Annotated in this window: 9 protein-coding genes and 1 riboswitch; of the genes, 3 read left to right on the top strand and 6 right to left on the bottom strand. The window is 70.6% G+C overall.

Annotated features, from left to right (window positions below; all coding sequences use genetic code 11):
• Positions 1-132: 132 nt before the first annotated feature.
• The 6 genes from IE195_RS21360 to IE195_RS21335 all read right to left on the bottom strand — a co-directional run bounded on the left by IE195_RS21360 (position 133) and on the right by IE195_RS21335 (position 9,130).
• Complete coding sequence (locus IE195_RS21360) at positions 133-2,397, bottom strand: protein kinase domain-containing protein (RefSeq protein ID WP_225942528.1); 2,265 nt, start codon at positions 2,395-2,397, stop codon at positions 133-135.
• 309 nt (positions 2,398-2,706) lie between these two features.
• Positions 2,707-3,516, bottom strand: a complete 810-nt coding sequence (locus IE195_RS21355; protein ID WP_191274360.1) for an enoyl-CoA hydratase/isomerase family protein — start codon at positions 3,514-3,516, stop codon at positions 2,707-2,709.
• A 38-nt stretch (positions 3,517-3,554) separates the two neighbouring features.
• Entirely contained in the window at positions 3,555-4,346 is a 792-nt protein-coding gene (locus IE195_RS21350) for an energy-coupling factor transporter transmembrane component T family protein (protein ID WP_191274358.1), read from the bottom strand.
• Positions 4,343-5,995, bottom strand: coding sequence for an ABC transporter ATP-binding protein (locus tag IE195_RS21345; RefSeq protein ID WP_229826366.1), 1,653 nt, complete (start codon positions 5,993-5,995; stop codon positions 4,343-4,345). Before IE195_RS21345 ends, IE195_RS21350 begins: the two co-directional genes overlap by 4 nt.
• Before the next feature lie 2 nt (positions 5,996-5,997).
• Positions 5,998-6,627, bottom strand: coding sequence for an ECF transporter S component (locus tag IE195_RS21340; protein WP_191274356.1), 630 nt, complete (start codon positions 6,625-6,627; stop codon positions 5,998-6,000).
• An 82-nt stretch (positions 6,628-6,709) separates the two neighbouring features.
• Positions 6,710-6,817, bottom strand: a riboswitch (TPP riboswitch).
• Between the two features lie 177 nt (positions 6,818-6,994).
• Positions 6,995-9,130 (bottom strand): transglycosylase domain-containing protein, encoded by a 2,136-nt coding sequence (locus IE195_RS21335; protein ID WP_191274354.1) that lies wholly within the window; start codon positions 9,128-9,130, stop codon positions 6,995-6,997.
• Positions 9,131-9,872: 742 nt separating this feature from the next.
• Here IE195_RS21335 and IE195_RS21330 point away from each other — a divergent pair.
• The 3 genes from IE195_RS21330 to IE195_RS21320 all read left to right on the top strand — a co-directional run bounded on the left by IE195_RS21330 (position 9,873) and on the right by IE195_RS21320 (position 15,242).
• Positions 9,873-11,837: an alpha-1,4-glucan--maltose-1-phosphate maltosyltransferase gene (locus IE195_RS21330; RefSeq protein ID WP_191274351.1), complete on the top strand. Its 1,965-nt coding sequence runs from the start codon at positions 9,873-9,875 to the stop codon at positions 11,835-11,837.
• Positions 11,838-11,929: 92 nt separating this feature from the next.
• Positions 11,930-13,843, top strand: coding sequence for a maltose alpha-D-glucosyltransferase (treS, locus tag IE195_RS21325; RefSeq protein ID WP_191274349.1), 1,914 nt, complete (start codon positions 11,930-11,932; stop codon positions 13,841-13,843).
• A 1-nt stretch (position 13,844) separates the two neighbouring features.
• Positions 13,845-15,242, top strand: coding sequence for a maltokinase N-terminal cap-like domain-containing protein (locus IE195_RS21320; protein WP_191274347.1), 1,398 nt, complete (start codon positions 13,845-13,847; stop codon positions 15,240-15,242).
• Positions 15,243-15,385: the final 143 nt, after the last annotated feature.

Below are 15,385 nucleotides of genomic sequence, written 5' to 3'. Positions count from 1 at the left end.
CCCTGCCCCCACCTTAGTGACCGGTTCCACGCGGTTGGCGGGCGCACCACCGCCAACGGCTGAGGCGCTCCCCTCCCGGTGGGAGTGGGAGCGCCCCTGATCGCCTCGTGCCCCGGCCGGACCCGTCGCCCGCTAGTCGCTGAACCAGTCGGACGGGCCGCTGAGCGAGCCCATCGTCCAGATCGGCAGCGAGGTGAGCCCGGTCGACAGGACGAGCATGGTGAACAGGATGATCGCGATCACCACACCCGCGTACACGTACAGGTTGCTGAACCGGATCCGCTCCACCAGCCAGACCGCCTGGTGACGAGTCTCACGCCCGCTCGGCATGATGTAGCTCAGCAGGATCATCACGAACACCGCGAAGGCGCCCGTGTAGTTGGCCCCCTCCCCCGGTGTGTCCATGATCCTCGCGTAGACCATCCCGATCAGGATGCCGCCCAGCAGGTAGATCAGGCCGAACCCGACCGTGCGCACCGCCATGCGGCCGAAGGCCCACGGGAAACTGAGCGCCACCACCATGCTGTCGGAGTTGCGCGGCCCCCGGGTCTGGAGGCGCCGGGCGTGCTCGGACTTGACCACGTCCAGTGCGCCCAGCCCCGCGATGACCACGATCCCCAGGAAGATACCGATCCACGGGAACCACAGGGCGACCCCGGCCAGCATGAGCATGACGGGGACGAGCACCAGCGGGTGCATCCGCCAGGACTCCTCGTACTCGTCGTACTCGTCGTCGTAGTCATCGTCGCCGCCGCGGAAGTAGTCACCGAACCGGTCGCCGCGGCCGCGCCGGAAGCGCGCCAGCAGGCCCCCGCGCTCCTGGTAGTCCTCCTCGTCGAACTCCTGGGTGCTGTCGGGCCTGTTGTCCCGGCCCACCGGGGTCAGGATGTCCTGGAAGGCGTTCGGGTCCAGCGGGGAGTTGAAGAACTGGGTCTGCGGGGCGTCCTGCGGCCCGCGGCGGTCGTGCTCGGGCCGACCGGGCTCGACCGGGCCCATCATCATGGTCCCGGCCGGGTCCTCGGGCCGCGCCGGGTCGCCCGGGTCGATCCGCTGGGTGCCCTGGACGTCGTTCCGGCCGGGCTGGATCCGCATCGTGCCCTGCGGGTCGTTCAGATCCTCCGGGGAACGCGGGGCGATCCGATCCGTACCCGGCAGGTTGTCGGACAGGTCGTCGGTGGCCTCGTCATCGGAGTTCCACCCCGAACCGGAGGCGTGGCCGGCACCGGCGGAACGGGCGCCGCTCAGGTCGTCGGTGGCCTCGTCATCGGCCGCCCAACCGCCGGAGCGGGCGTGGCTGGTCTGCGGCGCCGAAGGGTTGGACCAGGCGCTCACGGTGTTGGGCGGGGTCGCGGCACGTGTGTGGGAGGGCCCCCAGCCCTCGCTGGCCCGGCCCGCGAGGTAACCCGCGGCACCGCCCATCCCGGCGCCCGCCGCTCCGGCCGCGGCCGCACCGCCCGCCCCGGCGCCACCGCCCCGGGTTCCGGGCCCGTGGGTGGGTGCGGGCGCCTGCATCGTGTGGTTGCCGGTCAGACCCGTGGACGGGGCCGTTCCGGTGGTCTCGGTCCAGGGCAGGTCGAGGTTGAGCCGACCGGTCTCGGCGACCAGCTCCGCGGCGGTGGGCCGCGCCGACATGTCCCGGGAGACGGCGCGGTTGACGAGCGGGCGCAGCGCCTCGTGCATCCCGTCCATGTCGATCTCGCCGTTGAGGATCCGGAAGAAGATGACCTCGAACGAACCCGCGCCGTAGGGCGGGCGCCCGGTCGAGGCGAAGGCCACGGTGCCGCCCCAGGCGTGCACGTCGGTGGCCGGACCCAGGTCCGTACCCTCGATGACCTCCGGGGAGAGGTAGCTGGGCGTGCCGACGAACGTACCGGTCTGGGTCAGCTTGGCGCCGTCCACGGCGTGCGCGATACCGAAGTCGATGACGATCGGCTCACCGTTGGAGATGATCACGTTGCCGGGCTTGAGGTCGCGGTGGATCACGTCCACCGCGTGGATGTCCTTGATCGCCCGGGCCATGCCGGTGACGAAACGGGTCAGAGCGCGGCCGCGCAGGGGTCCGTGGTCGGTGACGGTCGCGTCCAGGGTGGGCCCCGGAATGTACTCGGTGACCACCCAGGGCAGTTCGGCCTGGGTGTCCGCGTCGATGACCTCGGCCACGTTGGGGCTCTGCACACGACGCATCGTCTCGACCTCGCGGGCGAGCCGGGCGCGGGCGATGTGGTCTCCGGCGACCTCGGGCTTGAGGACCTTCACCGCGACGAACTGGTCCGTCCGGGTGTCCTCCGCCTGGTACACCACGCCCATCCCACCGGCACCGATGCGACGACGGATCACGTAGTGGCCGATGCGCTCCGGCAGCTCTTCACCCGCGGGGAAACCTGCCGACATTGACATCGAGAACTCATCCCCTCAAAAGACCGCATACCGCCACGTCCAGCTTATCGGCCGGGGGGATGGGTCAACGTTGGCTTGTGTGGCCCCTCCGAGGGGCGCGTGTGGTCTTCTTCGGCCCCGCCGGAGGGTGCGGACGCGGCGCGCACCACCGGGAACTCCGGGCGGACCGTCCGCCTCGGACGACCATTGACGAGTATGACGGAAAAACCGTGCGAGCGGTTCCCCGCCTCATGTCCCGGTTGGCCGGATCCGGACGTCCTGCCCGGTTCGAGCACTGTCGGGCGGCCGGGAACCGGCCGCCCGGAGCAGTCAGCGGCCGTTGAAGACGGCCTTGCCCGGACCCTGCTCGACGAAGCTGCGCATACCGGTCTTCTGGTCCTCGGTGGCGAAGAGGCCGGAGAAGTGGAGGCGCTCGATCTCCAGACCGGTGTCCAGGTCGGTCTCCAGTCCGCGGTCGATGGACTCCTTGGCGGCGGCCAGCGCCACGGCGGGGCCGTCGACGTACCGGGCGACCAGGGCGACGGCTGCCGAGTAGACCTCCTCGTCGGCCACGACCTCGTCCACGAGGCCGATCTCCCTGGCCTCCTCCGCGCGCACGTGACGACCGCTGAACACCAGGTCCTTGGCCCTGGCCGGGCCGACCAGGCGCGGCAGCCGCTGGGTGCCGCCCGCGCCCGGGATGACGCCCAGCTGGATCTCGGGCTGACCGAGTTTGGCCTTGGCGCCCGCGACCCGGAAGTCGGCGCACAGCGCCAGTTCGCAGCCGCCGCCCAGCGCGTAGCCGCTGATCGCCGCGACCACGGGCTTGGGGATGCGGGCGACCGCCGTCAGGGCGCGCTGGAGGGCACGCGAGTACTCCAGCATCCGGGCGTGGGTGAGGTCGGCCATCTCCTTGATGTCGGCCCCGGCCACGAACGCCCGCTCACCGCCGTAGATCACCACCGCCCGCACGGAGTCGTCGGCGGACACGGCGGCGGCCGCCTCCCCGATCTCCTTGGTGACCTGGCCGTTCAGCGCGTTCAGCGCCTTGGGCCGGTCAAGCCGGATGACGGCCACACCGGGGTTCTCCGGGTCGGCCTCGACTCGCACGAACTCGCCCACGTTGGACACCTTCCTCACTTCGACGTCTGTGTCAGTTTCCCACCCAACCACCGGGGTCAGGAGAACAGCAGCACCAGGGTCCCCAACCGGGCGGACAGGGCATAGGCGCCCACGAGCAGCAGGACGGTCCCCGCCAGCAGCAGGGTGTCCGCCGTACGCCAGCGGCTGTGCCGCGCGTGCGTGCGCCGACCCGTGCCGAAGGCGCGCGCGTCCATCGCCGTGGCCAACAGGGTCCCGGTCCTGATGGAGCGCACCAGCAGCGCGAACAGCCGCCCGAAGAACAGCGTGACGATCCGCACCGGATTCCGTCCGGCCTCCAGCCCGCGGGCCCGGCGGGCGAGCGTGATGGTCCGCCACTGGTCGGCGAGCAGCGGGATGAGCCGCAGCGCCGCGAGCACGCCCATGGCGGGCCGCTCGGGCACCCTGAGCTTCTGCACGAGCCCGTCGGACATCTCCGTGGGGTCGCTGCTGACCGCCGCGAGCAGCCCGGGCAGGGCGATGGCCAGCAGGCGCACCGCCGCGCCCACCGCGCCCTCCAGCCCGTGTTCGCCGTACAGGTAGTTGACCGCTCCGCTGCTGAGCCCCATCAGCAGGAAGGGGCCGCCCAGGACGAGCAGGGTGCGCCGGTCGACGCCGCTGAACGGCACGGTCAGCAGGACCGCGAGCAGGACCACGCCGCCGGTGACCGCGTCCACGGCGGGGATCAGCCCGATCCCGATCGCCAGCGCGGCCAGCAGTTTGGCGGCCGGGTTCAGGCCGGTGAGCCAGTAGCGGGCTCCCCCGCCTCCGGGCACGTCCAGGGTCAGCGCGTCCCCGCCCGTCGCCCGGGCGTGCGGTGGGGTGCTCACGAGTCCCCCTTCCGCCGTGCCGACCGCGGGTCCGCCGAGGCCGGGACCCCCGCGGGCGGGCCCGCGGCGGGCGGTGCCGTGTCCGGGGGCGCGGCCGGGGGCGGAACCGTGTCCCGGGGGCCCGTCGCAGGGGTCGCAGGGTCGGGGACGGCACGGCCGTCGGCCACCCGCACCCGCACGTCCGTCAGGCTGCGCAGGAGCAGTCCGTCGTGCGTGGCCATGGCCACGGCCCGGCCCTCGGCCCGCAGGGCGCCGAGCAGCTCCACCAGCTCCGTCCAGGTGCGGGTGTCCTGGCCGAAGGTCGGCTCGTCCAGGGCCAGCACGTCGGGTGCGTGCGAGGGGCCCGAACTGAGCGCGGTGGCCACCGAGAGCCGGCGCTTCTCCCCGCCGGAGAGCGTGTACGGGTGCGCGTCGGCCAGGCCGCTGAGCCGCAGCCGTTCCATCAGCTCACCGACCCAGCGGTCCGTCCCGGCCTCGTCCAGCCCCGCGCGCAGCGGTGCGAAGCGCAGCTCGTCGCGGACGGTGCCGGTGACGAACTGGTCCTCGGCGTGCTGGAAGACCGTGCCCACGTGCCGGGCCAGGCGCCGTGCGGGCCAGCGCACGAGCGGGCGCCGGTCGGCCCCGGCCAGTGGTCCGCGCGGCAGCACCCGGCCCCGGTGCGGTTTGGACAGTCCGGCCAGCATCGTGAGCAGCGTGGACTTGCCAGCGCCGTTGGGGCCGGTCAGGGCGGTCGCCGTTCCGGCCGCCAGGGTGAGGTCCACCCCGTCGAGCACCGTCCGCCGGGGTGCGGCCCGCACACCAACCTGGAAGGGAGTGCGCGCGGTGACGCCGACGGTCTCGACCAGGGCCGGACCGCCGGGTGCGGGCGGGACCTCCGGCACCGGTTCGTTCCCGGGGATCCACACGCCCTGTCGGGCCAGGGACCGGCCGTGCTCCGCGAACACCCTCCTCGGCGTCCCGTCGGCGATCACCCCGCCGCCCGGCTCGACCACCACGACCCGCTCCACCAGGTCCACGACGTCGGCGACCCGGTGTTCGACCAGGACGAGGGTGGCCTCGGTCTCGGCGAGCAGGCGGGTCAGCAGTGCGCGTACCAGTTCGGCCCCGGCGGGGTCGAGGTTGGCGGTGGGCTCGTCCAGCAGCAGCAGGCGCGGACGCATCGCCAGCGCCCCCGCGATGACCAGGCGCTGCTTCTCACCGCCGGACAGGGCCCCGGTGGAGTGCCGGAGCCCGTAGGGGAAACCGACCTCGGCCATGGACCGCTCCACCCGGGGCCAGATCAGCTCCGGGTCCACACCCAGGTTCTCCAGGCCGAAGGCGACGTCGTCACCGGCGCGGGCCATCACCAACTGGGTCTCGGGGTCCTGGCTGACCAGCCCGACGCCTCCCCGGCCCCGGTCGGCCGGGCGGCCGTTCACGAGCAGCGATCCCTCCTGGTCGCCGCTGATGGCGCCGTCCTGGCCGGTGAGCCCGGCCAGGGAGTGCAGCAGGGTGGACTTACCCGCCCCGGAGGCGCCCAGCAGCAGTACGCGTTCACCGGGTTCGATGGACAGGTCCACGCCCCGCAGCGCGTGGGTGGCACGACCCGAGTGCTTCCAGCCCCACCCGGAGAGTTCCACGCGCGCGCCGCGGGCGTTCGGTCCGACCACGGTCAGCCCTTGGCCGACGGGAAGGGTGCCAGGGCACCGGAGCGGGCCAGCGCCGTGGTGAGCAGACGCGCCCCCACACCAGCGATGACCGCCGCGCTGATCACCACGATCACCCCGTAGGTCACCTGGTAGTGGAGCGGCCAGGTGACGTTGTAGGCGATGTTGTCGCGGATGGCCGGGGAGACTCCCGCGACCGCGGCCGCGAGCACGGCCACGCCCATGTTCCACCGCCGGTAGGCGAAGGCCAGGAAGACCAGTTCGGGCAGCAGCCCCTGGAGGGTGCCGTCGAGGATGACCATGATCCCCCACTGGGTGCCCAGCACCGCCGAGACCGAGGCGGCCGCGACCGAGGTGAGCAGGGCCGCGCCCGGCTTGCGGATGATCAGGCCGCCGAGCACGCCGGAGATCAGCCACATGCCGTAGACGACGGCCTGCCCGGGCGGGAAGGCGACGAACAGCGGTGTGGTGACCGACCAGACGATGTTCCACAGCCAGAAGACGACGCCGACGGCGACGCCGATCACGGCGGCCACGACGATGTCGACGGTGCGCCAGCTCCGGAACCTCTCGCGGATCTGGCGGACGAAGCCCGTCCGCTCGGTGCCGGTTCCGGGGTCGGATTCGGTACTCATTCTGGTGACGTCCCTTCGTCGGGGGTGACGAGGGCCCATGTGGCTAAGAGCGCCACCCCGGCGTACCCGGGTACGCGCACGGTGACGGGTTCCTATGACTTCCTTCGCTGGCATGACCCAGATCAGGTGTGTAAGGGTCTGCGGCTCGGTGCCGCACTCTCAGCGCTCACGCGCTCCCCTGTCGGATTGGCTCCATTATGGGGCAACAAGGAGAGCTGTGGGATGTTTCCACCCCACAGCCCTCCCTGTACTCGTTTGGAGGTTCCGCCCAGTGACGGCCCCGTTCCCGTTCCCCGCAGGGGATCCGGTCCGGGTGTCGAGCCCCGTGCCAGGCTTCGGACTCCGCTCCAGACGGTCGGACTCCGCTCTAGGTGTCGGAGTCGTCCTCCTTCTCCTTGGGCGGTTTGGCCTTCGGGTCGCCGAAGGCACCCGGCGAACCCGCGAAGCTCTCCGCGGGCAGCGAGGCGGTGGCGCCGCGCATGCTCTCCTGCCAGATCGGACCGGGCAGGGTGCCGCCGTAGACGATGCCGTAGTAGCGGCCGCCGATGCTCACGCCCTGGAGCGGGTGCTTCTCACCGCCGCGCACGTCGCCGACGGCCACCGTCGAGGCGAGGTTCGGGGTGTACCCGGCGAACCAGGCGTAGGCGGCGCTGTCGGTGGTGCCGGTCTTGCCCGCGACCGGACGGCCCAGGTCCAGCCCGTTGGCGGTACCGCCGTCGAAGGTCTGCTGGAGCAGGTGGTTGACGCCGTCGGCGGTCCGCTTCTTGATCACCTGCTCGCACTCGGAGCCGGCCTTGGTCTCCTCGCCCGTCTCGTCGTCGGTCACCGAGCGCACCGGACGGGGTTCGCAGTACTGGCCGCGGGCCGCGAAGGTCGCGTACGCGGCGGCCATGGTCAGCGGGGAGACCTCCTGGTCGCCGAGGGTGAACGAGCTCCACACCCCGAGTTCGCCGCCGTCGGCGCGGTGCACACCGAGCTTCTTCGCCATCTCGGCGGTGTCGCACAGGCCCACCCGCTTCTGGAGCTGGGCGAAGTAGGTGTTCACCGACCCCTTGGTCCCGCTGATCATGTTGTGGCTGCCCCCGTCGCTCTCACCGGCGTTGCGCACGCTCCACGAGGACATCCTGCCGCCCTCGCAGTTGGTCATGCCGCTGATCGACATGTTCTTGGGCGCGGAGAAGCTGGTGCCGTACCCCAGGCCCTCGTCCAGCGCGGCGGCCAGCGTGAAGGGCTTGAAGGTCGACCCGGCCTGGTACCCGGTGGATCCGCCTTCGGCCTGGTCGACCGCGAGGTTGATCGAGGTCGTGCCGACCCGTTCGTCGTCGAACCCGTGGCGGAGGTTCTGGGCCAGCCCGCGCACCCGGCCGGAGCCGGGTTCGACGAAGGCCTGGGCGGCGAACTTGGTGGAGTCCTCGTGCGGGACCCGCTTGTCGATGGCGGCCTGCGCGGCGTCCTGCGCGGCGGCGTCGAGCGTGGTCCGCACGGTGAACCCGCCCCGGCTGATGAGCTGTTCGCGTTCGGCCGCGCTCTCGCCGAGCAGGTCCGACTCCTTCAGCCAGCGCATGGTGTAGTCGCAGAAGAACGGGTAGTCGCTCTCCGAGCAGCTGCCCGCCCGCGGTGTGGGGTCCAGGCCCAGGTCGCTCTCCTTGTATCCGGCGCCCTCCTCGGCTCCCAGCACCTCGGTGGCGACCATCCGGTCGAGCACCAGGTTCCGGCGCTCCAGCGCCGCCTCCGGGTTGCTGAGGGGGTCGTAGAACGAGGGTCCGCGGACCAGGCCGGCCAACAGGGCTGACTGCCCGGGGTCGAGTTCGGCGGCGGACACGGAGAAGTACCGTTTCGCGGCGACCTCGATGCCGTGGGCGCCGGCGCCGAAGTAGGAGAGGTTGAGGTAGCCCTCCAGGATCTCGTCCTTGGTGTGGCGTTCCTCGATCTCGATGGCGTAGCGCAGTTCGACGAGCTTGCGGTTCAGGGTCTGCGCGCTGGCGCTCTCGATCTCATCCTCGCTCTCGGCGTTCTCGATGAGGAGGTTCTTCACGTACTGCTGGGTGAGGGTCGACCCGCCCTGTGTGTCGCCCTGGGCCGTCCGCGTCGCCGCGCGCAGGACACCGCGCAGGTCCAGGCCGCTGTGCTCGTAGAAACGGTCGTCCTCGATCGCCATCAGGGCACCGGTCATCCACGGGCTGATCTCGTCGAGGCCGACGACCTCGCGTTCGCGTTCGGCGACCTCCGCGAAGGGCTCACCGCCGTCGGTGGTGAGCAGGATGCGTGAGGACAGGGGCGGGACCTCCAGGTCACTGGGCATGGCCATGAACCCGGCGGCCGTGTCCCTGGCGACCAGCCCGATGCTGCCCGCCCACGGCAGGACCAGGGCCGCCGACAGGAGTCCGGCGACCACGCCGAGCCCGGACAGGCGCAGCAGCGTGTCGCCCCTCCCCTTGAACAGGTCACCCTTCAGGAACTCCCGGGCCCCCCGGAACTGACCACTCCGGTTCGACTCCGTCACGTCGCCCCCCTACGGCCGTGTGCTGTCCGCCCGCGGTGCGGAACGGACACTGCGCCGCCCACACTCGCAGGGACGCCGTAAAGGGAACTCCGCCAAATCGGGCGTGTCGCCGAAAAGCTTCCCCAATCTACGGCAAAGCACACAGATCACCCATGAGGCACGAGCAAGGGCGCATCATAAGAAAACCACCGCCCTCTTTCTTGATGTCAAGAAGAGTTGGACAACAAAGTCGACCCCCAGAGCGACAGCTCGACCAAATATGGGACGAATGCTTCCCAGGGGGCTGAACGGACACAAGGGGATGTCCGGAATACGACCCGACCCCCGCCTGGTGCATTCGGTCATCCCTACCCACCCCGAAGGCATCGACAACATGCGGGGGGAATTTTCCGACTTTTCATGAGGGGGAATGCGAAAACAACCACAGAGACCCCTGAATCGCATGTGTACTTATGCCCGCTTTGAGAGGTTAGCCCGGGCGAAACGCGGCAAATACCAGGTCTTGGCGCTGACAGCGAGTGTGATGAGGATCACATAAATTATCCGGCCCCGACACTCCGCCAAACCCCGCCAGAGGGCCGACGATAGACAGGGGAGAGCATCGAAGCCGCAATCCGGACAGTTTTCGATCCAGCACTTCGTTAACTCCACCGCACCCCGGATTAAGTTCCGATTATTTCCGCACGCAAGCCACTGCGTGCTGCCCCATAACGCCCGAACCACGACAATTACGGTGTAGCCAGTGATCGGACGACTGCCCATCCTCGATATCTCTCCAGACAACGACCTGGGGCCGGTGAAAGCCGTTCCCGGAGAGCGCTTCACGGTGAGCGCCACCGTGATCCGGGAGGGGCACGACTCCCTCGCCGCGGGCGTGGTGGTCCACCCGCCCAAAGGCCGCCGGAGGGCCCTGGTCCCGATGCGCGAGAAGGCCCCCGGAACCGACCGCTACGAGGCCGAGATCAGCCTCCCCCGGGAGGGGAACTGGTCGTTCTCGGTCGAAGCCTGGAGCGACCCCTTCACCACCTGGCTCCGCGTCGCCCGCGTGAAGCTGCCCCTGGACACCGACACCGACCTCGTCCTGGAGGAGGGCGCGCGCCTGCTGGACCGGGCCGGCCGCCGAGTCCCCCGCGTACCCGCCCTGAACAGGGCAGCCAAGGTCCTGCGCGACACCTCCCTGCCCCCCATGGAGCGTTTCGCCGCCGTCACCGACGACGTCCTCGCCCAGATGGAGCGCAATCCCCTGCGCGAACTCCTCACCCGTTCCAGGCGCACCAGGGTCGTCGTCCACCGCGAACGGGCCCTCTTCGGCTCCTGGTACGAGTTCTTCCCCCGCTCCGAGGGCGCCCAGGTGGACACCGCGCCCGGCCAGGAGGTGTCGGGGACCTTCTCGACCGCGGCCAAACGCCTGCCCGCCATCGCCGACATGGGCTTCGACGTCGTCTACCTGCCGCCGATCCACCCCGTCGGCGAGTCCCACCGCAAGGGCCGCGACAACACGCTCCGGGCGGGTCCGGGCGACCCCGGCTCGGTGTGGGCGATCGGTTCGGCCGACGGCGGCCACGACGCCGTCCACCCGGACCTGGGCACCCTCACCGACTTCGACTCCTTCGTCGCGGAGGCCCGCGAGAACGGCCTGGAGATCGCCCTGGACCTGGCCCTGCAGTGCTCCCCCGACCACCCCTGGGTGGCCGAGCACCCCGAGTGGTTCACCAGGCGCGCCGACGGATCGATCGCCTACGCCGAGAACCCGCCCAAGAAGTACCAGGACATCTACCCGCTCTGCTTCGACCACGACTTCGAGGGGCTCTACCGGGAGTGCCTGCGGGTGGTCGGGCACTGGATCGACCACGGCGTCCGGATCTTCCGCGTCGACAACCCGCACACCAAACCGGTCGCCTTCTGGCAGCGGCTGCTCGCCGACGTCGCCGAACGGGACCCGGACGTGCTCTTCCTCGCCGAGGCCTTCACCCGCCCCGCGATGATGCGCACCCTGGCCAAGGTCGGCTTCCACCAGTCGTACACCTACTTCACCTGGCGCAACGGCAAGGACGAGCTCACCGACTACCTCACCGAGCTCAGCCAGGAGACCGCGCACTACCTGCGCCCCAACCTCTTCGCCAACACCCCGGACATCCTCAACGCCTACCTCCAGGAGGGCGGCCGCCCCGCCTTCGAGGTGCGCGCGGTGCTGGCCGCGCTGCTCTCCCCCACCTGGGGCGTCTACTCGGGCTTCGAACTGTGCGAGAACACCCCCGCCGCCCCGGGCAGCGAGGAGTACCTGCACTCGGAGAAGTTCGAGTACCGGCCCCGCGACTGGGCCGCGGCCGACGCCTCCGGCGGGACCATCGCCCCGCTGATCACCAGGCTGAACAGGCTGCGCCGGGCCCACCCCGCCCTGCGCGAGCTGCGCAACCTGCGGTTCCACCACGTGGACCGGCCCGAGCTGATCTGTTTCTCCAAGTACCGCCCCGGATCCCCCGGTGAGCCCGACGACGCCGTGATCGCCGTCGTCAACCTCGACCCGCATCACGCCCGCGAGGCGACGGTGCATCTCGACCTGCCGTCGATCGGCCGCACGTGGGAGGAGGACCTCAGGGTGACCGACGAGCTGACCGGACGCGACTACACCTGGCGAGCGGACAACTACGTCCGCCTCGACCCGGCGACCGGACCCGCGCACGTGTTCACCGTCAACGGCAGATGAGGGGCCGGGGCGGGGCGCCCGGTCCGAGAGCCGCAGCCCCGCCCGAAACGCCTGTTGATCAGATGTCGAACATTCTTGGTGGGGAGCAGTAGATGAGCAACGACGAGCCCGGACCCGGTGCCCGCGAGCACGCCGAACACGGTCCGCTCGCCCCAGCCACCGGGGCTGCCACCGGCCCGCTCATGTCCTCCGGCGGCACCAGTGACCCCCACTGGTTCAAGCACGCCGTCTTCTACGAGGTACTCGCACGGGGTTTCTTCGACTCCAACGGCGACGGCACCGGTGACCTCGCCGGGCTCGTGCAGAAAATGGACTACCTCCAGTGGCTCGGCATCGACTGCGTCTGGCTGCTGCCGATGTACGAGTCCCCGCTGCGCGACGGCGGATACGACATCTCGGACTACTTCAAGATCCTCCCCGAGTTCGGCAACACCGCCGACTTCGTGGAGCTCCTGGACGAGGCGCACCGACGCGGCATCCGCGTCATCACCGACCTGGTCATGAACCACACCAGCGACCAGCACCCGTGGTTCAGGGCCTCACGGGAGGACCCGGACGGCCCCTACGGCGACTTCTACGTGTGGTCCGACACCGACGACCGCTACGACGAGGCCCGGATCATCTTCGTCGACACTGAGACCTCCAACTGGACCTACGACGAGGTCCGCGGCCAGTACTACTGGCACCGGTTCTTCTCCCACCAGCCCGACCTCAACTTCGAGAACCCTGCGGTCCAGGAGGCGATCCTGGAGGTGCTGCGCTACTGGCTGGACCTGGGCATCGACGGGTTCCGCCTGGACGCCGTGCCGTACCTGTACGAGCGCGAGGGCACCAACTGCGAGAACCTCAAGGAGACCCACGAGTTCCTCAAACGGGTGCGCGCCGAGGTGGACCGCCTGTACCCGGACCGGGTGCTGCTGAGCGAGGCCAACCAGTGGCCGTCGGAGGTCGTCGACTACTTCGGCGACTTCGAGTCCGGCGGCGACGAGTGCCACATGAACTTCCACTTCCCGCTGATGCCGCGCATGTTCATGGCGGTGCGGCAGGAACAGCGCTTCCCGATCTCGGAGATCCTCGCCCAGACCCCGGAGATCCCGCGCAACTGCCAGTGGGCGATCTTCCTGCGCAACCACGACGAGCTGACCCTGGAGATGGTCACCGACGAGGAGCGCGACTACATGTACTCCGAGTACGCCAAGGAACCCCGCATGCGTGCCAACGTGGGGATCCGGCGGCGGCTCGCCCCCCTTCTGGACAACGACCGGAACCAGATCGAGCTCTTCACCGCGCTCCTGCTCTCCCTCCCGGGCTCACCGGTCCTGTACTACGGCGACGAGATCGGGATGGGCGACAACATCTGGCTGGGCGACCGGGACGCCGTGCGCACACCCATGCAGTGGAGTTCGGACCGCAACGCCGGGTTCTCCCGCGGCGACCCCGCCCGGCTCTACCTCCCGCTGGTCCTGGACCCGGTCTACGGGTACCAGGCGCTCAACGTGGAGGCCCAGCGCGACAACCCGGGCTCCCTGCTGCACTGGACGCGCCGGATGATCCAGATCCGCAAGCGCCACCCCGTGTTCGGCACCGGGGAGTTCACCAAGCTGAACGCCACCAACCCCAGCGTGCTGGCGTTCATCCGGGAGCACGGCGACGACCGCATGCTGTGCGTGAACAACCTGTCCAGGTTCCCGCAGCCCGTGGAGCTGGACCTGCGCCGCTACGCCGGAGTGAGCCCGGTGGAGTGCGTGGGCGGGGTCCGCTTCCCGGAGATCGGTGAGTTGCCGTACCTGCTCACCCTGCCGGGCCACGGCTTCTACTGGTTCCAGCTCCCGCCGGAGCACACGGGTGAACCGCGCTCCGAAAGCCGCGAGGGTGTGCCCTCCTACGGGTTGCCCGAGGCGGGGGTCAGCGCCCGGGACGCCTTCGACACCGGTCGCCCCGCCGCGACCACCACAACGTCGGACGCCCAGCGCAGGGGCGGCGGGAAAGGACACGGGCCTGTCTGAGATGTCGCAACTAGAGGAACTCCTGGCAGTCTGGCTACCCCGGCAACGATGGTTCTCCGGCAAGGGGATCCCGATCCGGCAGATCCGGGTCGAGAGCAGGTACACCCTGGTCTCGGCCGGCCCCGGCGGGCCGGACCTGAACGTCCTCGTCGTGCAGGCGGGGCAGCGCGGCCTCAGCTCCCGGTACCAGGTGCTGCTCGGTTCACGGCCGCCCCGGTCCCTGCCGCCCAACCTGGCCCGCGCCGCGATCGGTGTGTGCCAGGTCGCGGGCGGCCGTCCCAGGGTGGTCTACGACGCCGCACACGACCCGCAGCTCACGGCGCTGCTCCTGGAGCGGTTCACCGTCGGGGAGGACCCGGGGCGGCGCGGCCGGGTACGGTTCCGCACGCTGCCGGGCACCACCGTCGACGCCTGCGGGCCGGGGCGGCTGCTGACCGGGGAGCAGTCCAACACCTCGCTGGTCTACGGCAGCGAGTACGTCCTCAAGACCTTCCGCAGACTCTGGCCCGGCCGCAACCCGGACCTGGAACTGAACATGGCTCTGTCGGGTTCGCCGTACGTGGCGCGCCCCTGCGGGTGGATCGAGGCGGACCTGTCCGGCCACACCACGCCGACCACGCTCGCCCTGCTGCAGACCTTCGTCCCCGACGCCGCGGACGGCTGGGTACTGGCCACGGAGAACGTGCGCACCCTGGTGGAGGGCGAGGACGCCGACTTCAGCGAGGAGGCCGCCCGGCTCGGCCACACCACCGCACAGGTGCACAGTTCGCTGGCGCGGGCGCTGCCCACCGACGTGCTGGCGCCGACCTCGGCGGCCGAACTGGCCGACGCCATGGTGGAACGCCTGGCCATGGCCAGCGCGGAGGTCCCGGAACTCGCGGAGCACGCGCCCAGGGTGCTGGAGGCCTACGCCGACTTCGCCCGGGTGGACGAGCCGCTGCCCATCCAGCGCATCCACGGCGACTACCACCTGGGACAGGTCATCCGCCCCGAGCGGGGGTGGGTGCTGCTGGACTTCGAGGGTGAGCCGACCGTCCCGGTGCGTGAACGCCAGCGACTGTCCAGCCCGCTGCGGGACGTGGCCGGGATGCTGCGTTCCTTCGACTACGCGGCCGGTTACCTGCTGGTCGGCGAGGAGGAGGACCCGCAACTGTCGTGGGCGGCGCGGGCCTGGGCCCGGCGCAACCGGGAGGCGTTCTGCCGGGGCTACGCCGACGGCGGAGGGGCCGACCCCGAGAAGCACCTGACGGTGCTGCGGGCCTTCGAGTTCGACAAGGCCGTGTACGAGGTCCTGTACGAGGCGCGCAACCGGCCGAACTGGCTCCGGGTGCCGTTGGAGTCCATCGCCACCGCGGCCATGGCGGCCACAGGAAGCTCGGGGCCGCCGATGCCCGGCTGATTCCCGGGCGGCCGCCGTCCGCGCACTGCGGCCGCCCTCCCGTACCCCCGTTGACCCCTCCCCTCTCACCACCCGTCCACCACGAGTCACCACGGAGTCGAATTGTCACCGCGTCCGACCAACAAGTCCGCCACCGCCGACGA

The organism is Nocardiopsis terrae (assembly GCF_014651695.1).
Taxonomy (GTDB): Bacteria; Actinomycetota; Actinomycetes; order Streptosporangiales; family Streptosporangiaceae; genus Nocardiopsis; species Nocardiopsis terrae.
Note: the sequence above shows the minus strand (reverse complement) of the source record. Positions and strands in the feature narration are given on the sequence as shown.

Excerpts from the sequence above, each read along its gene's own strand:
- IE195_RS21360 (WP_225942528.1), bottom strand. The coding sequence starts at position 2,397 with ATGTCAATGTCGGCAGGTTTCCCCGCGGGTGAAGAGCTGCCGGAGCGC.
- IE195_RS21340 (WP_191274356.1), bottom strand. The coding sequence starts at position 6,627 with ATGAGTACCGAATCCGACCCCGGAACCGGCACCGAGCGGACGGGCTTC.
- treS (WP_191274349.1), top strand. The coding sequence starts at position 11,930 with ATGAGCAACGACGAGCCCGGACCCGGTGCCCGCGAGCACGCCGAACAC.
- IE195_RS21320 (WP_191274347.1), top strand. The coding sequence starts at position 13,845 with ATGTCGCAACTAGAGGAACTCCTGGCAGTCTGGCTACCCCGGCAACGA.